18 protein-coding genes are annotated in these 19,595 nt (G+C 70.1%); 11 read left to right on the top strand and 7 right to left on the bottom strand.

Going from position 1 to position 19,595, the window contains the following annotated elements:
- Positions 1-52 precede the first annotated feature (52 nt).
- Together AB0H88_RS32100 and AB0H88_RS32095 are read left to right on the top strand one after the other, a co-directional pair.
- Entirely contained in the window at positions 53-367 is a 315-nt protein-coding gene (locus tag AB0H88_RS32100) for a hypothetical protein (protein WP_357651034.1), read from the top strand.
- On the top strand, positions 364-1,527 hold the full coding sequence (locus tag AB0H88_RS32095) for a WXG100 family type VII secretion target (RefSeq protein ID WP_357651033.1): 1,164 nt from the start codon (positions 364-366) through the stop codon (positions 1,525-1,527). The genes AB0H88_RS32100 and AB0H88_RS32095 overlap by 4 nt, the downstream gene beginning before the upstream one ends.
- Here the strand turns inward: AB0H88_RS32095 and AB0H88_RS32090 are convergent.
- Positions 1,524-2,423 (bottom strand): hypothetical protein, encoded by a 900-nt coding sequence (locus AB0H88_RS32090; protein WP_357651031.1) that lies wholly within the window; start codon positions 2,421-2,423, stop codon positions 1,524-1,526. The genes AB0H88_RS32095 and AB0H88_RS32090 overlap by 4 nt on opposite strands.
- Entirely contained in the window at positions 2,420-2,746 is a 327-nt protein-coding gene (locus AB0H88_RS32085) for a hypothetical protein (RefSeq protein WP_357651029.1), read from the bottom strand. Before AB0H88_RS32085 ends, AB0H88_RS32090 begins: the two co-directional genes overlap by 4 nt.
- 125 nt (positions 2,747-2,871) lie before the next feature.
- Here AB0H88_RS32085 and AB0H88_RS32080 point away from each other — a divergent pair, with 125 nt between their 5' ends.
- Entirely contained in the window at positions 2,872-3,300 is a 429-nt protein-coding gene (locus AB0H88_RS32080; protein WP_357651027.1) for a YbaB/EbfC family nucleoid-associated protein, read from the top strand.
- Positions 3,301-3,423: 123 nt separating this feature from the next.
- On the opposite strand, the gene AB0H88_RS32075 is transcribed toward AB0H88_RS32080, so the two are convergent.
- The 3 genes from AB0H88_RS32075 to AB0H88_RS32065 all read right to left on the bottom strand — a co-directional run bounded on the left by AB0H88_RS32075 (position 3,424) and on the right by AB0H88_RS32065 (position 7,132).
- The gene (locus tag AB0H88_RS32075) at positions 3,424-5,487 is read right to left on the bottom strand and encodes a serine/threonine protein kinase (protein ID WP_357651025.1); all 2,064 of its coding nucleotides are present in this window, start codon (positions 5,485-5,487) and stop codon (positions 3,424-3,426) included.
- 104 nt (positions 5,488-5,591) lie between these two features.
- Positions 5,592-6,761: a S8 family serine peptidase gene (locus AB0H88_RS32070; protein WP_357651023.1), complete on the bottom strand. Its 1,170-nt coding sequence runs from the start codon at positions 6,759-6,761 to the stop codon at positions 5,592-5,594.
- A gap of 98 nt (positions 6,762-6,859) precedes the next feature.
- A complete protein-coding gene (locus AB0H88_RS32065; RefSeq protein ID WP_357651021.1) occupies positions 6,860-7,132 on the bottom strand; it encodes a WXG100 family type VII secretion target in 273 nt (90 codons plus the stop codon).
- Positions 7,133-7,254: 122 nt separating this feature from the next.
- On the opposite strand from AB0H88_RS32065, the gene AB0H88_RS32060 reads away from it, so the two are divergent.
- The 3 genes from AB0H88_RS32060 to AB0H88_RS32050 all read left to right on the top strand — a co-directional run bounded on the left by AB0H88_RS32060 (position 7,255) and on the right by AB0H88_RS32050 (position 11,407).
- A complete protein-coding gene (locus tag AB0H88_RS32060; RefSeq protein ID WP_357651019.1) occupies positions 7,255-7,974 on the top strand; it encodes an SDR family oxidoreductase in 720 nt (239 codons plus the stop codon).
- 89 nt (positions 7,975-8,063) lie between these two features.
- Positions 8,064-9,809: a biotin carboxylase N-terminal domain-containing protein gene (locus tag AB0H88_RS32055; protein ID WP_357651017.1), complete on the top strand. Its 1,746-nt coding sequence runs from the start codon at positions 8,064-8,066 to the stop codon at positions 9,807-9,809.
- A 218-nt stretch (positions 9,810-10,027) separates the two neighbouring features.
- Complete coding sequence (locus tag AB0H88_RS32050; RefSeq protein ID WP_357651015.1) at positions 10,028-11,407, top strand: hypothetical protein; 1,380 nt, start codon at positions 10,028-10,030, stop codon at positions 11,405-11,407.
- 64 nt (positions 11,408-11,471) lie between these two features.
- Here AB0H88_RS32050 and AB0H88_RS32045 read toward each other — a convergent pair whose 3' ends face one another.
- Entirely contained in the window at positions 11,472-12,866 is a 1,395-nt protein-coding gene (locus tag AB0H88_RS32045; RefSeq protein WP_357651013.1) for an NAD(P)H-quinone dehydrogenase, read from the bottom strand.
- Between the two features lie 71 nt (positions 12,867-12,937).
- Between AB0H88_RS32045 and AB0H88_RS32040 the strand changes: the two genes are divergently transcribed.
- The gene (locus AB0H88_RS32040; protein ID WP_225293571.1) at positions 12,938-13,390 is read left to right on the top strand and encodes a gamma-glutamylcyclotransferase; all 453 of its coding nucleotides are present in this window, start codon (positions 12,938-12,940) and stop codon (positions 13,388-13,390) included.
- Here the strand turns inward: AB0H88_RS32040 and AB0H88_RS32035 are convergent.
- Positions 13,387-14,691 carry an MFS transporter gene (locus tag AB0H88_RS32035; RefSeq protein WP_357651011.1) on the bottom strand — a complete coding sequence of 435 codons (1,305 nt, stop codon included), beginning with the start codon at positions 14,689-14,691 and terminating at the stop codon, positions 13,387-13,389. The genes AB0H88_RS32040 and AB0H88_RS32035 overlap by 4 nt on opposite strands.
- Before the next feature lie 110 nt (positions 14,692-14,801).
- Here AB0H88_RS32035 and AB0H88_RS32030 point away from each other — a divergent pair, with 110 nt between their 5' ends.
- The 4 genes from AB0H88_RS32030 to AB0H88_RS32015 are packed head-to-tail and all read left to right on the top strand — an operon-like array spanning position 14,802 to position 19,537.
- Complete coding sequence (locus AB0H88_RS32030; RefSeq protein WP_357651009.1) at positions 14,802-15,782, top strand: Lrp/AsnC family transcriptional regulator; 981 nt, start codon at positions 14,802-14,804, stop codon at positions 15,780-15,782.
- Positions 15,779-17,083 (top strand): M20/M25/M40 family metallo-hydrolase, encoded by a 1,305-nt coding sequence (locus AB0H88_RS32025; protein WP_357651007.1) that lies wholly within the window; start codon positions 15,779-15,781, stop codon positions 17,081-17,083. The genes AB0H88_RS32030 and AB0H88_RS32025 overlap by 4 nt, the downstream gene beginning before the upstream one ends.
- Position 17,084: 1 nt before the next feature.
- Positions 17,085-17,888, top strand: coding sequence for a purine-nucleoside phosphorylase (locus AB0H88_RS32020; RefSeq protein ID WP_357651005.1), 804 nt, complete (start codon positions 17,085-17,087; stop codon positions 17,886-17,888).
- Positions 17,885-19,537 (top strand): phospho-sugar mutase, encoded by a 1,653-nt coding sequence (locus AB0H88_RS32015; protein WP_357651003.1) that lies wholly within the window; start codon positions 17,885-17,887, stop codon positions 19,535-19,537. Before AB0H88_RS32020 ends, AB0H88_RS32015 begins: the two co-directional genes overlap by 4 nt.
- Positions 19,538-19,595: the final 58 nt, after the last annotated feature.

Here is a 19,595-nt window from a genome sequence, read left to right as displayed (position 1 = left end):
GTCCACTATGCTCATGTTTCGTGCACTTCGCAGCAATACGTCTGGGGGTCCCATGAGCGGCGGCTGGGTCGACGTGCACTTCCAGGCGCTCGAAGAATGCGGAAGACGGGCCCGCAAAGTGGCCAACATGCTCGACCTGGACGACGCGTTCGAGGGCACCAAGTCCACCGCGCCGACCGGGGGGACCTCGTCGAAGACCTTCGGTGACCTCAAGGACTCCGGTGACCTGGCCACGGACGTCGACAAGGTCTGGCGGGCGCTCAAGGACGAACTGCAGGCGGGCAAGAGCCGCCTGAACAACGTCGAGAAGGCCATCGACCAGGTGGAGACCAACCTGCGCAAGGCCTCGAAGGCCTCCGGCGGATGAGCGGCGTCGGCGATCTGCCCGGGGGTGGCCGGCTGGCCGCCCTCCTGGCCAAGGTGACCGGCAATCCGCAGGCGATCAGGAGCACCGCGAACGCGTGGCGGACGGCGGCCGGTCACGTCACCAGGTCGACCAACTCCCTGACCAAGTCGGTCGGCGAGGTGGACAAGGCCTGGCAGGGCGGCTCGGCCGACGCCTTCACCAAGCACATGGCCGCCTACCCGCGGGCGAGCACCGGTCTCAATGACGCGCTGTCGGCCTGCGCCGACGCCCTTGACAAGGCGGCCACCTCGCTGGAGGACGCCCACGGCAAGGTGAACGCCCTCTGCCAGGACGCGGTCGAACGCGCGGCGGAGTACAAGACCCAGTACGCGAAGCTGAACCCGAAAGCCACCGCCCAGGACGCCGAGGACGCTCTGGCCAAGACGACGATCGTCAGCGGCAACGTCACGAAGGCCGAGAAGCTGGTCGAGAAGGCCGAAGGCGACCTGGAGGACGCCAAGAAGGCGCTGGCCAAGGAGCTCGGCGCGGACGGCGAGTTCGGCTTCTTCACCAAGGTCCCCCAGCCGGACGGGGCCGACTTCGAGCCGGGCGACCACAAGGTCGAGTGGGTCAGGACACCGTTCGACGACAAGCGCACCTCGCTGGAGTCGGCGGCCGCCGCCGGTGGCAGCGACGGCGGCGGCGCGAGCGGTGGCGCCGGCTACGCCTACAGCGGCGGCGTCTCCTCGGCCGGCAACGCGCCGGCGCCCAAGGCCGAAGTGGTCGAGTGGATCAAGGAGGCCCTCCGGGTCATCAAGTCACCGGAGATGGCCGACACGCTGCGGGCCAGGGGGCTGCTGGACAAGATCCAGGATCTCGACCCGAACGACCCCAAGGTCATCCAACAGATCTGGACCATCATCTACAACGAGTCCGGGGGCAACCCGAGCGCCATCAACAACTGGGACATCAACGCCAAGAACGGCGTGCCATCGCAGGGACTGATGCAGACCATCCCGCCCACGTTCAACTCCAACAGCCTGCCCGGGCACAAGCAGATCCTGGAGCCGGTGGACAACATCATCGCCGGGGTCCTATACACGTACAAGCGGTATGGATCGCTTGACGGCCACCCGGGCCTCGCCTCAATGGCGCAGGGCGGCGGGTACCGCCCCTACTAAGTGGTCTCCTGGTTGGGCTCCACCCAGTCGAACTTGTCGGAGCCCGGAGGCAGCTGACCGGGCTTGGCCGGAGCCTGGAACGAGGGGAACTTGGCGGCGTTGATGGTCGCCTGCTCGAAGTCGATCGCGGCGGCGCCGTTCGGCGTGATGTAGCCGAACTGGTGCCCCTTCTTGATCACCGTGGACATGACGTCGCCCGCCCCGCGCAGACCCGACACCAGCGTCAAGGTCAGCACGGCCACCGCGCCGTTGGTGCCCGAGGCGATGAACTTCTCCAGCAGCCCGCCATACAGCTTGGTGTGGGGGAACGCCTGCAGTTGCTTGGCGAACATCAGCAGGGTGAGCGTGGTCACGCCCAGCGTGGCCAGCTTGACCCAGTAGCTCCGGTATCCGGCGGCCACCTCGTCGACCATGCCGCCGACGTCGCCGAGCACACCGCGCAGCGCGCCGATCTCCCGGTGGAAGACCCACACGACCCGCTCGAACTCCTGCTGGTCGAGGGCGATCCAGCCGCTGCGCGACGCGGCGACGAGCTGGGGCAGCAGTTGCTTGACCCCGTCGTCGAGCCGGTTGGAGATGCCGTTCTTCCAGTTCGCGGCCGCCTGCGCCATGCCCGGCTCGTTGGCGATGGCCGTACCCGCGACGATCACGGCGGGGACCAGCCAAGCCGAGATCCGGCCCAGCCGCTTGATCGACTCCAGCACCTTGGGCCCGATCGGCTCCGGCACCTGCGCAGGCGGCCCGAAGGTGGGCGGCTTGTAGGGGTTGTAGCCCGGGGTGTTGGGCGCGTTGTAGCCGGGATACCTGTAGGGCGAGTAGCCGGTGTTCGCGGTGGAGGGCGGGTTGTAGGCAGGGTGCCGCAGGTTGCCGTTATAGCTCATTTCGTTGTAACTCATTTGCGATACCGCACGGCGCTGGCCTTCTCGGCGGTGTGCCAGTTGCGCTCGCCCTGCGTGAGCGCCCCCGACCAGCTGTCGATCGTCTTCTCCGCCTCGCCCAGCGTGCTGTCGGCCCACCGGCACATGCCGTCGTAGGTGCCGCCCAGCACCATCTCCCCGAGTACGCCGAAGCCCGGGGCCTCGACCCCGACCGTGCCGACCAGGCTCCTGACGAAGGACAACGCCACCTTCAGCTCATCGTCCACCCGATCCCGCAGGTGACCGATGGCCGTGGAGGTGACGTAGATCTCCTGCCCCGGAGCAGCCGCTTTCATTGTCATATGTACAAATTCTTCCTGATGTCGGGTCTCGTCTCCTCGCTCTCATGGCAGTCTTAATGATCAGTTAGACGACTGGACGGCTCCCGATTGGCGTTCGTTAACCTGCTGCCGGTGGCGTGGGGCGCATGGATTCCATTGACCCCCGCCTCATGGAGCTCGACCGGCTCGTACAGGCCAGCGAACGGACGATGCGCGAGCTCGAGAACGCCACGCGGGAGCTACGTCAGCTGAGCGGCTCGGGCGAGAGCCGCGGCGGAGCGGTCTCCGCGCGCGTGGACGCCGACAGCAGGCTGGTCGACGTGCAGATCACCCACCGGGCCATGCGGCTGGATCCGGAAGAGCTGGGCCGCGAGGTGGTCGAGGCCGTACGCGCGGCCCAGGAGGACCACGAGCGGCAGGCCCGCGACCTGCTAGGGCTCGGGATGGTGCCCGGCGACCAGGATTTGCTGGGCACGTTCAAGCGCGATCTGGACGAGCTGCAGGACGCCTACGCCCGGGAGACCGGCGAACGGCTCGAAGGGATGCGCCGCACCCAGCGCGCCTGGGAGGACTGATCTCCAGACAGCGGCCGGAGCCGGTGAGGACCCCGGACAGTGGCCGGAGCCGGTGAGGACTTCCCCGGACAGCGGCGGGGCCGGTGAGGATCGCTCCTCACCGGCCCCGCTTTTCGCGCTGTCTCAGCCGCAGTTGCTGTATCCGGCGCTGGTGCTCCCGGAGCCCGCGCTGCCCGAGAACTTCACGCACTTGCCCTTGGCGGGCAGCTTGACCGGACCGGCGTAGTACTCGTAGCTGCCGGAGTCGGTCCTGCTCCCCCCGCCCTGCACGTCGAGGGTGGCGCTGACCGGGCTCTTCACACCCACGTTCGCGGTCTTCATGGTGACCACGCAGTTCTCACCGCTGCCGCTGTTGTAGAGCTGGTAGGTCACCCCGCCCGCGAATGAACCGCTGCGCTGCACGCTGAACCCGGATCCGCACACCTGCGTCGGCGTGTAGGGGTTCGTCTTGGGCGGCGTCGGCGTCGGCTTGGCGGTTGTCTTGGTGGGCGTCGGCTTGGGCGACTGAGTGGTCTTCGTCGGCGTCGGCTTGGGCGACTGAGTGGTCTTCGTCGGCGTCGGCTTGGGCGACTCGGTCGTCTTCGTCGGCTCCGGCTCCTTGGTCTTGCTCGGCTCCGGCGTCGGCTCCGGCTCCTTGGTCTTCGTCGGGGTCGGCGTCGGCTCCTGCTTCGACTCGGTCGGCGTCGGCGTCGGCGTGTGGCGCTTCCTGCCCTTGCGCTCGGTAGAGGCGCTCGCGGTGGGCTGCGTCGCCGTCGGCTGGGCGACGGGCTGCGTCACCGTCGGCTGGGTCACCGGCTGCGTGAGGATCGGCTGCGGTGTCGGGACCGTGCTGAACTCCGGCGCCGTGGGCGCCTGCGAGGGATAGTCGGTCGGCAGCACCAGCGGGACCACGTCGGTCGGGTCGGGGCTGGCCGACGCCCAGGGCACCGTCACGTCGGGCTGCGACTGCTGCGGATCGGGCTGGCCGGGTTGCTGCTGCTGCTGTTGCTGCGTGGAGGAGTCACCTCCACCACCGCCGATCGCCAGCGTGCCACCCTTCGTGGCCTGCGACGCGGAGTTGGAGACCGGCTCCAGCTTGGCGTAGTGACCGGCACCCCACAGCCCCACGCCGGACAGCAGCATGACGGCCGTGACCGCCGCGGCGAGCCCGATGGGGAACGACTTGCGCCGGGGAGCGGCCGCGCCGCCCTGGGCCGGTACCTGCCACACCTGCGGCGGCCCGCCGGGCGCCCCTTCCCAGGTGGGTCCCTGCTGCGGCACGGGCGGCGGACCCCACGTCTGTTGCGGGACCGGCACCCCTTCGAGCGGCTGCTGGTGCTCCACCGGCACCTGCAACGGCGGGAGCTGGATGGTCTGCGGCGGGAAGAGCTCGTCCTGGGGCGCCGGGATCGGCTCCGGCGGCGGCACGGTGGCGACGACGCCCACCCGCGGCGCGGCGGCCCCGCTCTTGTCCCCAAGGAGCTGCAGCAGCGCCGTGTAGGTGGTCGGCCGCTGCGCGACGTCCTTGGACAGCGCGGACAGGACCACCCGGCGCAGCGGCTCGGCCAGTGCGCCGACCTCGGGCTCCTCGTTGAGCACCGCCTGGGCGTCGTGCCCGAACGGCGGCTGCCCGGTCGCGGCGAAGACGATCGACGCGGCCCAGGCGAACACGTCGGCGTAGGGGCCGTAACCCAGGCCGCTGAGCTGCTCGGGCGAGCGGTAACCCAGCTCGCCGACGGCCTCACCGAGGTCGATGTCCGTCACGCGCGGGCCGTCGGCGGCGAGAAGCACGTTGTGCGGGGTGAGCCCGCGGTGCGTGACCCCGGCGAGGTGGACGGCGGTCAGGGCGGTCAGCACGCCCACGGCCACCCGCTCCAGGGTGTCGCCGTCGAGCGGCCCCTCGGCCGTCACCGTTTCGGCCAGGCTGCGGCCCTCGATGTGCTCGCGCACGATGTACGGCTGCTCGCCGTGCATGCCGGCGTCCAGAGTCCTGGCGACGTACACGCTCGAAATGCGCTGTACGCCCTTGAACCGCTCGGCGTCCTGCGGACCCGCGCCCGGAACGGCCGGGAGCAGCTTGATCACTCGGGTGGGTCCGTCCTCGGACTCCTTGCCGAGGTACGCGACTCCTCGCGGCCCCTCGTCCAGCCGTCCAAAGAGGGTGTGAGCGCCTAAACGCTCAGGATCACCCGGCTGCAGAGGGTGCATCTCTTTCCCTTCAAGTCAAAACGCGATCTGCAGTACATTCAACCAAACCTGTCACATTTGCATCAGTAGTTTCGGACGCAACCTGACATTTAACCGTCAGGACATCAGGCCGCCGGCCGACCGGGACGCCATCCGCGCCGGCGACCCAGCGGGACGAGCAAGGCGCAGGCCGCCCCCACGCCGGCGATGACCAGCGCGCCGACCATCACCAGGAGAGAGATGTTCGTCGCGTGCTCGTCGGGCGCCGGGACCTTGGCCACCACGTCGGCGGGCAGCGGCGAGGGCGGAGGCGCGGCGACCACCGGGGCGCCGGCCGGGTCGAAGGACAGCGTCGCGGTGACGGCGAGCAGCGGGTTGACCATCCCGGCTCCGGTGCCCGTGCCCACCGAGCCGTCGGCCGTGGCGGTGATGCGCTGGCGTACCTGCTCCTGGTCGAGCTTGGGGAAGCGGGAGCGGACGAGCGCGGCGACCCCGGCCACGTACGGCGCGGCGAAGCTGGTGCCCTCCAGGCCGCGCATGTAGCTCTTGCCCGTCCACGGGGCGGTGATGTCCACGCCCGGCCCGAGCACGCCGACCGGCGTGGCCGTGTTGGAGGAGTCGGCGCGACGGCCGTCGGTGCTGGCCGAGCCGACGGCGAGCACGCCGTCATAGGCCGCGGGGTAGGCGGGCTCGGGCGGCCCGTCCTCCTTGGTGATGTTGCCGGCGGCGGCCACGACCACGATGTCCCTGGACAGGGCGTACTGGATGACCGCCCTCAGATCGGGATGGTCGGCGGCCCGCACCGAGACGTTGATCACGTCCGCCTTGCGGTCCACCGCCTCCTTGATCCCCTTGACCAGGTCGGCGACCTCGCCCTCCTCGCTGTTGCTCTGCTTCACCGAGATGAGCTGGGCTTCGGGGGCGACGCCGTGGAAGGGGACCCCGGCGAGGTAGCGGCCGGCGATGATGCCCGCGACGGCGGTGCCGTGCCCCACGCAGTCGCGGTAGCCGGTGTGAGTGATGTCGATGAACTTGGAGATCTGGATCTGCGGGTGCTGGTAGTCGACGCCGCTGTCGACGACGGCGACCTTCACGCCCGCGCCCCGGGTGAGGCGCCACACGTTCTTGATGTCGAGCCTTCGCTGGGCCCACGGCTCGGTGCCGGGCAGCTGCGTCGTCCCCTTGCGCGGCTTGCACTCGACGGGCGCTCCCCGCTCCGCCTGCACCGCGGCGAGGGCGGGGGCCGAGGTGAGCTGCAGGGCGAGCACGCCCGCCGCGAGAGTCCGTCCGATCATGGCGGAAGAGCGTAGCTTGCCGACCTGAACGAAAGAAGCCCTGGTCGTCCTTGAACGAAAGAAGCCCCGGCGATCAGGCCGGGGCCCCTCCGCGAGAATCAGCGGGTCGCGGACTCGATGTTGCCCCGGTAGGTGTTGATCACCCGAGAGGCCTCCTGGAGCTCTTCCGCCATGCGCTGGAAGGCCGTCCGGTAGTTCTGCCAGGCCCCTTGGAAGCGCTCCGCTCCCGGGCCTGTCCAAGCGGTGCCGACCTTGGCGGCCTCGCGGTCCAGCGCGGTCATCGTGGTGCGCACCGCCTCGGACTGCTGAGTGAATTGGGTGGCCATCTGCTGCATTTCCCCGGGGTCGCCACCGAGCAGGCTCTGGCTCATGCATACCTCCTGGATCGACTGAAAGCGCCCTCAACATAGACGCGTCGTTCGCGCCTCGCTCCTGTTATGCCGAGCGGCTATGGTCTTCCAGAGGAATATTCGGATCTAAGGAGCAGCCGGCCATGCGCGAGGTTGTGGTCACCGGGGGTGGCACCGGGATCGGCTACGCGGTCGCGGCGGCGTTCGCCGCCGCGGGCGACCGGGTCACGATCACCGGGCGGCGCGAGCATGTGCTGAAGGAGGCCGCGTCCCGGCTCGGCGCCGACTTCCTGCCCTTCGACGCCGCGAGCCCCGCCGCCGTGAAGGTGGCGGCGAGCCGCCTGCCCGAGCGGGTCGACGTCCTGGTCAACAACGCGGGCGGCAACACCAACCTCGACCGGCGGCAGTCCGACGACCTGCTGGACGTGGCCGAGGGATGGCTGGCCAACCTCAACGCCAACCTGCTGTCCGCCGTGCTCGTCACGACCGCGCTGCTGCCGCGCTTCGCCAAGGGCGGGCGGATCATCACGATCGGCTCGATCGCCGCCCGCGGCACGGGCTCCGGCTCGTACGGCGCGGCCAAGGCGGCCGTCGAGGCGTGGACCGCCGACCTGGCCGCCCAGCTAGGCCCCCGGAGCGTCACCGCCAACGTGGTCTCCCCCGGCCTGGTGGTCGACACCGAGTTCTTCCGCGGCCGCCTGACCGAGGAGGGCATCAGGGCCCGCGTCGAGAACACCCGCAACGGCCGCCCCGGCACCCCATCTGACGTCGCCGACAGTGTTGTGTTCCTCGCCTCTCCGGGTGCGCGGCACCTGACGGGGCAGGTGCTCCATGTGAACGGCGGGGCGTACTTGGGTCGCTGAGAGGCGGCCGACAACGAGCACTTAAACTCCGTTCAGTGCTTGTGGAGGACGGGCCTTGTCGAGGAAGGGCGTCGGAAGGACGTAGGTCGGTGCAGAAGGTTCTGATCGCCAACCGGGGCGAGATCGCCGTCCGGATAGCCCGGGCATGCAAGGACGCCGGGATCGGCAGCGTGGCCGTCTACGCCGAGCAGGACCTCGACTCCCTGCACGCGAAGATCGCCGACGAGGCGTACGCGCTGGGCGGCCGGTCCCCCGCCGAGACCTACCTCGACATCGGCAAGCTGCTGGAGATCGCCCGGCGCTCCGGCGCCGACGCCGTGCACCCCGGTTACGGCTTCCTGGCCGAGAACGCCGGCTTCGCCCAGGCCGTCATCGACGCGGGCCTGATCTGGATCGGCCCGCCGCCCGCCGCCATCGCCGCGCTCGGCGACAAGGTCCAGGCCAGGCACATCGCGCAGAAGGTCGGCGCGCCGCTGGTCGCCGGCACCAAGGATCCGGTGTCGGGGGCGGCGGAGGTGGTCGCCTTCGCCGAGGAGCACGGGCTGCCCATCGCGATCAAGGCCGCCTATGGCGGCGGCGGCCGGGGCATCAAGGTCGCCCGCCGGCTGGAGGAGGTCGCCGAGCTCTACGACTCGGCCGTACGCGAGGCGACCGCCTCGTTCGGCCGCGGCGAGTGCTTCGTGGAGCGCTACCTCGACCGCCCCCGGCACGTCGAGACCCAGTGCCTGGCCGACCGCGACGGCAACGTGGTCGTGGTCGGCACCCGCGACTGCTCGCTCCAGCGCCGTCACCAGAAGCTGGTGGAGGAGGCGCCCGCGCCGTTCCTGTCCGAGTCGCAGGTCGAGACCCTCTACACCAGCTCCAAGGCGATCCTGCGCGAGGCCGGCTACGTCGGCGCGGGCACCTGCGAGTTCCTCGTCGGCCAGGACGGCACGATCTCCTTCCTCGAGGTCAACACCCGTCTTCAGGTCGAGCACCCGGTCAGCGAGGAGGTGTCGGGCCTCGACCTGGTCCGTGAGATGTTCCGCATCGCCGACGGCGGGACACTCGGCTACGCCGACCCGCGGCCGCGCGGCCACTCGATCGAGTTCCGGGTCAACGCCGAGGACGCCGGCCGTAACTTCCTACCCGCCCCGGGCACCCTCACCGTCATGCGCGCGCCGTCGGGTCCCGGGGTGCGGCTCGACTCGGGGTTCGAGGCCGGGATGACCGTGCCGCAGACGTTCGACTCGCTGGTGGCCAAGCTGATCGTGACCGGCCGTACGCGTACGGAGGCGCTGGAGCGCTCGCGCCGCGCGCTGGCCGAGTTCGAGATCGACGGCATGCCGACCGTCCTGCCCTTCCACCGCGCGGTCGTGTCGGACCCGGCCTTCACCGCCGAGCCGTTCGCCGTCCACACCCGGTGGATCGAGACCGAGTTCGACAACACGATCCCGCCCTACTCGGGCGACGGCTCCGCCGACGAGCCCGCCGCCCGGGAGTCGGTGACGGTCGAGGTCGGCGGCAAGCGCCTCGAAGTGATCCTTCCCTCCGGCCTCGGTACGACCGCCACAGGCTCCGCGCCGCCCGCGCCCAGGAAGTCCAGACGCGGCGGCGCGAACAAGCCCGCTGCGGGCGGCGACGCGCTGGTCAGCCCGATGCAGGGCACCATCGTCAAGGTCGTCGCGACCGACGGCGACACGGTGGCGGAGGGCGACGCGATCGTGGTGCTGGAGGCCATGAAGATGGAGCAGCCACTGACCGCGCACAAGGCGGGCACCGTCACGGGCCTGACCGCCGCGGTCGGGCAGACCGTCACGTCGGGCGCCACGATCTGCGAGATCAAGGACGCTTGACGATGCTTGAGGTCCCTTGAGGTCCCTTGAGGTCCCTTGAGGTCGCTTGATGTCGCTTGATGTCGCTTGATGTCGCTTGATGTCGCTTGATCGAGCCGGAGGCGTCAGGAACCTTGACCACGCCGCGCGCTCGACCGACTCCATACGGGTAACGTGCGCTGTAGAGGAACTTTGTCGAGTGCCCGTTCGTCATCCTGGGCGAAGGAGGCTTGCTGCCAATGACCCATTCGCTGCGCCGAGCAGGGGCCGCGATCGCGGCTCTGATCGCCGGTCTTTTCGTCGTCCTTGCGCTGTCCCCTGCCGCCAACGCGGCGGCCGCACCCCCTGACGCATCGAGCGTTGTGTCCTATTGGAAGGACAAGAAGGATCCGCTATTCGTGCAGTCGGGATCCCCGCTGACCTCGGACCAGCAGTCCGAGATCCGCGACACGTTGAAGGGTTCCAAGAGTGACATCTACGTCGCGGCCCTGCCCGACGGCACATTGACGACGGCCAACGCCAAGCAGTACCTCGACACCCTTGGCACGGCCACCGCGGCCGCCAAGAACGGGGGCCGGGTCACCGTGGCGGTGCTCGACGGCAACTCCCTGTTCGCGGAGTCCAACTTCGGCAAGGCCGGTCTCACCAACAAGCTGTCCCAGCTCGCGGTGCGTAACCACGACGACGTCGTGTCCGGCATGAATGACTTTGTCGAGCGCATCAACCTCGCCTCCGAGGGCAAGAAGGCCGCGCTCGACTCCGGCCCGGTGGGCGGCAGCGGCGGCGGCAGCGGCGCGCTGATCGCCCTGGGCGCGCTCGTCGTGGTCGGCGGCGGTGGCTACTTCGTCTACTCCAAGAACAAGAAGAAGAAGCAGGCCATCCAGGACGCCAAGGACCTGGCCGCGGTCAAGCAGACCGTGGAGGAGGACGTCACCAAGCTCGGCGAGGAGATCACCGCGCTGGACACCGACGTCGCGCTCTCCGGCCAGAGCGGCCAGCACATCACCGAGTGGCAGCAGGCGCTCGACTCCTACGAGAAGGCCAAGACGCAGCTCGCGGCGGTGCAGCGGGCCGACCAGGTTCGCGAGGTGACCCAGACGCTGGAGGACGGCCGCTACGCGCTGGCCGTGGTGAAGGCCAAGGTCGGCAACCAGCCGGTCCCCGAGCGGCGGGCGCCCTGCTTCTTCAACCCGCAGCACGGCCCGTCCGTACGTGACGTGCGCTGGGCGCCGCCCGGCGGCGCGGTGCGCGACGTACCCGCCTGCGCGAGCGACGCGGAGGCCGTGGAGCGCGGCTTCGACCCGCAGATGCGGGAGGTCATGGTCGACGGCCAGCGGCGTCCCTACTACGACGCGGGCCCGGCCTACCAGCCTTACGCCTACGGCTACTACGGCGGCTTCGGCGACGTCATGACCGGCATGTTCATCGGCACCATGATGGGCAGCATGCTCGGCGGCGGCTTCGGCGGCTACGGCGCCGGTTACTCCGAGGGCTTCTCCGACGGCGGTGGCGGCGGCGACTTCGGTGGCGGCGGCGACTTCGGCGGGGGCGGCGGCTTCGGCGACTTCGGTGGTGGCGGCGACTTCGGCGGTGGCGACTTCGGCGGCGGCGACTGGTAAAGCGACCAGCGAATGACCGGGCGCGTTCCCTTCGGGGGGCGCGCCCGGTTTCGTGGAAGCCCGGTCAGATCCCGATCTGCGCCTCAGGCTGCATCAACCGCCGGGCTGCCTCGGTGATGGATCCCGACAAAGACGGATAAACCGCGAAGGTGTGGGCCAGCTGATCCACCGTGAGCCGCTGCTGCACCGCCACCGACAGCGCCAGGATCAGCTCCGACGCCCGCGGCGCCACCACGACCCCGCCCAGCACGATCCCGGTGTGCGGACGGCAGAACAGCTTGACGAAGCCGTCGTTGAACCCCGACATCTTGGCGCGGGCATTGGTGGCCAGCGGCAGCTTGACCACGTTGGCCTCGATCTCGCCGGCCTCGATCGAGCGCTGTGCCACCCCGACCGCGGCGATCTCCGGATCGGTGAAGATGTTGGAGGCCACCGTGGCCAGCCGGAGCGGCTGGACAGCCTCGCCCAGCGCGTGCCAGACCCCGATGCGGCCCTGCATGGCGGCGACCGAGGCGAGCATGAGCACGCCGGTGCAGTCACCCGCCGCGTAGACGCCCGGCGCGGAGGTGCGCGAGACCTTGTCGACCTTGATGAAGCCGTTCCTGTCGAGCTGGACCCCGGCCTCCTCCAGGCCGATGCCGCCCGTGTTGGGCACCATGCCGACCGTCATCAGCGCGTGGGAGCCCTCGGCCGTGCGGCCGTCTTCGAGCGTGACCACGACACCGTCGGCGGTCCGCTTGACGGAGGCGGCGCGTGAGCGGCCCATGACGTTCATGCCGCGGCGCCGGTAGACCTCTTCGAGCACCTCGGCGCCGTCGGCGTCCTCGTTGGGCATCATCCGGTCGCGGCTGGAGACCAGCGTGACCTCGGCGCCCAGCGAGCGGTAGGCGCCCGCGAACTCGGCACCCGTCACCCCGGAACCGACCACGATCAGGTGCTCGGGCAGCGCGTCGAGGTCATAAAGCTGGCGCCAGGTCAGGACGCGCTCGCCGTCGGGCTCGGCCCCCGGCAGGATGCGCGGCGTCGCGCCGGTCGCCACGATGACCACGTCGGCCTTGATCGCGCGGTCGCCCGCCTTGACCAACTGCGGGTCGACCAGCCGCCCGCGGGCCTTGATGATCTCGACGCCCTCGGCGGCGACCCGGGTCTCGATGTCGGCCGACTGGGCCTGCGCCAGCTCCTTGACCCGCTTGTTGACCAGCGGCAGATCGACGCTCGCCACGCCGACGTCGCCATCGAGCCCGCCGGTGAATCCGACGCCCAGCGAGGGGGCGTCGAGCAGGGCCTGTTTACGCACGGAGGTGGCGATGAGCGTCTTGGACGGCACGCAGTCGGTCAGCACGCAGGCACCGCCAGGCCCGTCCTGTTCGACCATGGTGACCTGCGCGCCTAGCTGCGCCGCCACCAGAGCCGCCTCGTAGCCGCCTGGTCCGCCACCGATGATCACGATCCTCGTCACGTCCCTATTGTCCCGCATGGCGCGCGCTGACGACGAACGGGGCGGCCGGTCGCGCGCTACTCTTATCTGCTGTGCCTGTATACGCGGCCTACGGCAGCAACATGGACCCCGAGCAGATGGCCATGCGCGCCCCTCATTCCCCGATCCGGGGCGTGGGCTGGCTGCAGGGTTGGCGCCTGACGTTCGGCGGCGAATACTTCGGTTGGGAGGGCGCGCTCTCCACCATCGTCGAAGACCCCGACGAGCACGTCTTCGTGGTCCTCTACGACGTGCCCGAGTTGGACGCCAACTCGCTCGACCAGTGGGAGGGCGCGGTCCGCGGCCTCTACCACAAGGTGCGGCTGCGGGTGCAGACGCTCGACGGCGAGCAGGTGGCCTGGTTCTACGTGCTCGACGGCTACGAGGGCGGCCTGCCCTCCGCCCGCTACCTGGGCATCCTGGCCGACGCCGCCGAGCGGGCGGGCGCCCCCGACGACTACGTCAAGGAGTTGCGGGGACGCCCCTGCAAATCGATCGGCGACTAGCTCAGCGGCTGGTCCTTGGTCTCCTTCAGCGCGAAGACGTACACCAGCGTGGAGACCAGGGCGAGCGCCGACATGTACCACGGGAAGAGCCCCGCGTTGCCCGCGTCCTTCAGCGCCGTGCCGATGAGCGGCGCGGTGCCGCCGAAGATGGCGACGGTCAGCGAGTACGGGAAGCCCGCCCCCGCCGCCCGCACCCGGGTCGGGAACAACTCGGAGTTGACCGCGGCCGAGACCGAGGTGAAGCAGCCGAGGAAGATCATGCCGAGGCACTGGATGAACAGCAGGCTGGAGAACGAGTTCGTCAGCATGCCGAGCAGCGGCACCGGCAGGATCGTGAACGCCAGGCCGAAGGTGATCAGCATGGGCCGGCGCCCGACCCGGTCCGACAGCATGCCGAGCAGCGGCTGCAGGATCATGAAGAAGACCAGCGAGATCGTGCTGACTGTGAGCGACTGGCCCTTGTCGAAGCCCACGTTCTGCTGGGCGTAGGTCGGCAGGAAGGTCGTCCAGGTGTAGTAGGCGACCGTGCCCGCCACGGTGATGCCGACGATCATGGCGGCCTTGGTCGGGTAACGGACCAGGAACTCGAACAGGCCCGGACGCTCGGTCTTGCCCTCCTGAATCTCGCTGACCACCGCGCTGGTCTCCTCGGCGCCCTTGCGGATCCACAGACCCACGAGGCTGATCACCGCGCCCACCACGAACGGGATGCGCCAGCCGTAGGAGCTCATGTCGGCTTCGGCGAGGTTGGCGGCCAGCAGGGCGGCCAGGCCGGAGGCGAAGAGCTGGCCGATGGTGGTGCTGACGTACTGGAAGCTCGAGAACAACCCGCGACGCCCGGGAGGGGCCGACTCGACCAGGAACGTGGTCGCCGCGGCGAACTCACCGCCGACCGAGAGTCCCTGGATCAGCCGCGCCAGCGTCAGGATGATCGGCGCGAGCACACCTGCCGCCTCGTACGTCGGCGTGATCGCCAGCAGCAGCGAGCCGCCGCCCATCAGGATGATCGTGAAGGTCATCGCAGACTTGCGGCCGTACCGGTCGGCGAACGCGCCCACCAGCAGGCCGCCCAGCGGGCGCATGAAGAAGCCGACCGCGAACACCGCGAAGGCGCTCAGCACCGGAACCAGACTGTTCGTGCCGGACTTGGGGAAGATCTGCTCGGCGAAATAGACGGTCAGGAAGCTGTAGGTGTACCAGTCGAACCACTCGACGACGTTGCCGATGCTGGCCGCCATGAGCTGTCGGACACGGCTTTTGGGGATGCCGAGTGGCGATGGTGCCACGGGGGAGGTCGCCACGGGGGCTCCTTTGCTGACAACTGCGATGATGGCCTACTGTGCATTCGGGCGACCGAAACAGTCAAATGCCTCGCCACATATTTACAAACCCGACATAGAGACGGCTCCCCGTGGATGTTCTCGACCGGCGGCTGGTCGCCGCCCTCCAGGTCAGCCCCCGCGCGTCGTGGGGCGAGATCGGGCGGGCCGTCGGCGAGCACGAGCGCACGGTCGCGCGCCGGTTACAGCGGCTGATCGCCGACGGCATGGTGCGCGTCACCGCGATCTATGACGACCTGCGTTCGGGCCACGGCCGACCCGTGCATCTGCATGTCCAGGTCCGTCCCGGTACGGCGGCGCAGGTCGCCAAGGCGCTGGCCGACCGGCCCGACACGCGCTCGGTCTACTCGCTGACCGGGGCGGCCGACCTCGCCTGCGAGCTGGTCGCACGGTCGCGGGAGGACCTGCACGACATCCTCACCTCGGAGATCAGCGAGATCGACGGGGTGTTGCAGACGCAGACACAAGTCGTCCTCCACACGTTCAGAACGGTCGCCGAGTGGCACGCGCCCTACCTCAGCGAGCAGGAGGCGGCCCAGCTGCGCCCGGCCCCGGTCCTCGACGTCCTTCCCGACGAGGACGGCCTTTCGCCTCTGGAGCAGGAGATCGCCGAGCTGCTGGCCGGTGACGGCCGGATCGCGTTCACGGCGATCGCCGAGCGGCTGGACATCTCGGTGCCGACCGCCCGCAGACGGGTGTCCTCGCTGCTCGAACGGCGGCTCCTGCTGCTGCGGGCCGAGGTCGAGCCCGCGCTGCTCGGCCTGGAGGTGGAGGGCAAGCTCTGGCTCAAGGTCCGGCCGCACGGGCTCGACCTGGTCGGCCAGCGGCTCGCCGCGCACCCCAGCGTGCGTTACTGCGCGGCCACCTCGGGCACGCATTCCCTGATCGTCCAGGTGGCGGTGGCCCATGAGGCCGACCTCTACCGTTTCCTGACGGGCGTCGTCGGCCCGCTCGACGAGGTCACCGACCTGGACGTCACCCTCATCACCCGCGCCTACAAACGCGGTCATTTGCACAAGTCCGGCCTGCTCACCCTGGAGAGGACACCATGACGCCCGCCGAGAACGAAGTCGCCGAACTCTGCGCCGAACTCATCCGCGTCGACAGCAGCAACTACGGGGACGGCACCGGCCCCGGCGAGCGGGCCGCCGCCGAGGCCGTCATGGCCAGGCTGGACGAGGTCGGCATCGAGGCCACCTACATCGAGAGCGAGCCGGGCCGGGGCAACGTCGTCACCCGCGTCGAAGGCACCGACCCGTCGCTGCCCGCGCTCCTGGTCCACGGCCACCTCGACGTGGTGCCCGCCAACGCGGCCGACTGGTCCGTCGACCCGTTCGGCGGCGAGGTGCGCGACGGCTACATCTGGGGCCGGGGCGCGGTGGACATGAAGGACATGGACGCGATGATGCTGGCCGTACTCCGCCAGCTCACCCGCGAGGGCCGCAAGCCGCGCCGCGACCTCGTCTTCGCCTGGGTCGCCGACGAGGAGGCGGGCGGCACGTACGGCGCCAAGCACCTCACCAAGCACCACCCCGAGCTGTTCGAGGGCGTCACCGAGGCGATCAGTGAGGTGGGCGGTTACTCCCTGGAGGTGGACCCGTCGCTGCGGCTCTACCTGATCGAGACCGCGCAGAAGGGCCTCGGCTGGATGAAGCTCATCGCCGACGGCACCGCCGGGCACGGCTCGATGCTCAACACCGACAACGCGGTCACCGAGGTGGCCAAGGCCGTGGCCAGGGTCGGCGCCCACAAGTGGCCGATCACCCTCACCCCGACGGTCCGCCAGTTCCTCACCGAGGTCGCGGACGCCTTCGGCCTGCCCTTCGACGAGGACGACCCGGCGCCCATCCTGGACAAGATCGGGCCGCTCGTCCGCTTCGTCGGCGCGACGCTGAGCCACACCGCCAACCCGACCCAGCTCAACGCCGGCTACAAGTCGAACGTCATCCCCGGCCAGGCCACCGCCGTGATCGACGGCCGCTTCCTGCCCGGCCACGAGGACGAGTTCTTCAAGACGATCGACTCGCTGATCGGCCCGAACATCCGCCGCGAGTTCGTGCACCACGACATCGCGCTGGAGACCACGTTCGACGGCGCCCTGGTCGAGTCGATGATCGCGGCGCTGAAGGCCGAGGACCCCACCGCGCGGGCCGTGCCGTACTGCATGTCCGGCGGCACCGACAACAAGACCTTCTTCGCCGACCTGGGCGTGCGCGGGTTCGGGTTCGTGCCGCTGCGGCTGCCCGGGGACATGGACTTCGCGTCGATGTTCCACGGCGTGGACGAGCGGGTGCCGGTGGACGCGCTCCAGTTCGGGGTACGGGTGCTCGACAGGCTCCTCCTAAACTACTGACGTGAGCAACGACCCCTACTCCCTGGCCAGAGCCGCCGCTGAGGCGCTGAAGAGCGCTTGCGGCCTCGACACCTTCGACGTCGCCCTCGTCATGGGGTCCGGCTGGGTGCCGGCCGCGGACGCGATCGGCGAGACGGTCACGGAGATCCCCTTCACCGACCTGCCCGGTTTCTCCGCTCCGGCCGTGGCCGGGCACGGCGGCAAGATCCGTCTCCTCCGCACCCCCGGTGGGCGGCACGCGCTCGTCTTCCTCGGTCGCAGCCACCTCTACGAGGGCCGCGGCGTCGACTCCGTCGTCCACGGCGTACGCACCGCCGCCGCGGCGGGGGTCGGCACGATCGTGCTGACCAACGCGGCCGGTGGGCTGCGCCCCGAGACGCAGCAGGTCGGCGACCCGGTGCTGATCAGCGACCACATCAACATGACCGGGGCCAACCCGATCACCGGCACCACGTTCATCGACCTGACCGAGGTCTACTCGCGGCGGCTGCGCGCGCTCGTACAGGAGGTGGACCCGACCATCGCCGAGGGCGTCTACGTGGCCTTCCGCGGCCCAACCTACGAGACGCCCGCCGAGATCCGCATGCTGCGCACGCTGGGCGGCGACATGATCGGCATGTCCACCGTCCTGGAGGCCATCGCGGCCCGTGAGGCCGGGCTCGAGGTGCTGGGCGTCTCCCTGGTCACCAACCCGGGGGCCGGGCTGGCGGACGAGCCGCTCAACCACGAAGAGGTTCTACAGGTCGGCCGCGCGACCGCCGCCCGCATGGGCACCCTGCTGGCCAAGATCGTGGACCGCCTGTGACCGCCGATGCCCGCACAATTACCGACCTGGTCCAGGCGGCCCGTCTCTGGCTGGCTCAGGATCCTGATCCCGAGACCCGGGCCGAGTTGTCCGCCCTGCTCGACTCCGGCGACGTCGAGGCGCTGCGCGACCGCTTCGGCGCCGGGCTGGAGTTCGGTACCGCCGGTCTGCGCGGTGAGCTGGGCGCGGGCCCCGACCGGATGAACCGGGTGACCGTCATGCGGGCCGCGGCCGGTCTGGCCCAGGTGCTCGGCCCCGGCAGGCACGTCGTCATCGGCTACGACGCCCGCCACAAGTCCGACGTCTTCGCCCGCGACACCGCGGCCGTGCTGACCGGCGCCGGGCTGCACGCCTCACTGCTACCCTGCCCGCTGCCGACGCCCATTCTCGCCTACGCCGTCCGCCACCTCGGCGCCGACGCCGGTGTGATGGTCACCGCCAGCCACAACCCGCCCCGCGACAACGGCTACAAGGTCTACTGGGGCGACGGCTCCCAGATCGTGCCGCCGATCGACGCCGAGATCTCCGCCGCCATCGAGTCGGTGGGCCGCGTCGACCAGTTGCCGCTCGACGCCCCCGGCACGCTGACCGAGCTGGGCGAGAGCATCATCGACGACTACATCGACGCGGTGACCACGCTGCCGCTCGGCGACGCCCGCGAGCTGCGGGTCGCCTACACGCCGCTGCACGGCGTCGGGTCGGGCACGCTGACCGGCGCATTCCTGGCCGCCGGATTCGAGACCCCGATGGCCGTCGAGGAGCAGCGCAACGCCGACCCCGACTTCCCGACGGTGGCGTTCCCCAATCCGGAGGAACCTGGCGCGATCGACCTGGCCGTGGCGCTGGCCAAGAAGATCAACGCCGATCTCGTCCTGGCGAACGACCCCGACGCCGACCGATGCGCCGTGGCCGTGCCGCTGGGCGACGGCTCCTGGCGCATGCTGACCGGCGACGAGGTGGGCGGCCTGCTGGCCGAGCACGTGATCACGCACACGTCCGGCGATCGCCTGGTGGCCACCACGATCGTCTCCTCGACGCTGCTGAGCAAGATCGCCGCCGCCCACGGCGTCCGCTACGGCGAGACGCTGACCGGCTTCAAGTGGATCATCAAGGCGGGCCCCGGGCTGGTCTTCGGTTACGAGGAGGCGATCGGCTACAGCGTCGGCTCCGACGCCGGGCTGCCCGTCCACGACAAGGACGGCATCGGCGCCGCCCTGACCGTGGCCGGCATCGCCGCGGCGGCCAAGCGTGCCGGACGTACCCTGCTCGACCTGCTCGACGACCAGGCCCGGCGCTACGGGCTGCACGCCACCGCGCAGCTGTCCGTCCGAGTCGAGGACCTGTCGCTGATCGCCGGGGCCATGGCCCGGCTGCGCGCCGACCCCCCGGCCGCGCTGGGCGGCCGGGCGGTCGAACGGGCCGACGACCTGAGCCTGGGTGACGGCGGGCTGCCGCCCACCGACGGGCTGCGGTACGTGCTGTCCGGTGACGCCCGGGTGGTGGTCCGGCCTTCGGGGACCGAGCCCAAGCTCAAGTGCTACCTGGAGGTGGTCGTTCCGGTGACCGGTCCAGTGGGGGATGCCCGAGCGCTGGCCGTACGAGAGCTCGACGCCCTGAAAGCGGACGTCGGCGCCGCACTCGGCCTCTAGGCACCGCCACCGCCCTGTCGGGCACCCGCCCCTCAGGCACTCGCCTCTCAAGCGCTGG

The sequence above is a fragment of the Nonomuraea sp. NPDC050680 genome (genome assembly GCF_040654555.1).
Lineage (GTDB): Bacteria > Actinomycetota > Actinomycetes > Streptosporangiales > Streptosporangiaceae > Nonomuraea.
Note: the sequence above shows the minus strand (reverse complement) of the source record. Positions and strands in the feature narration are given on the sequence as shown.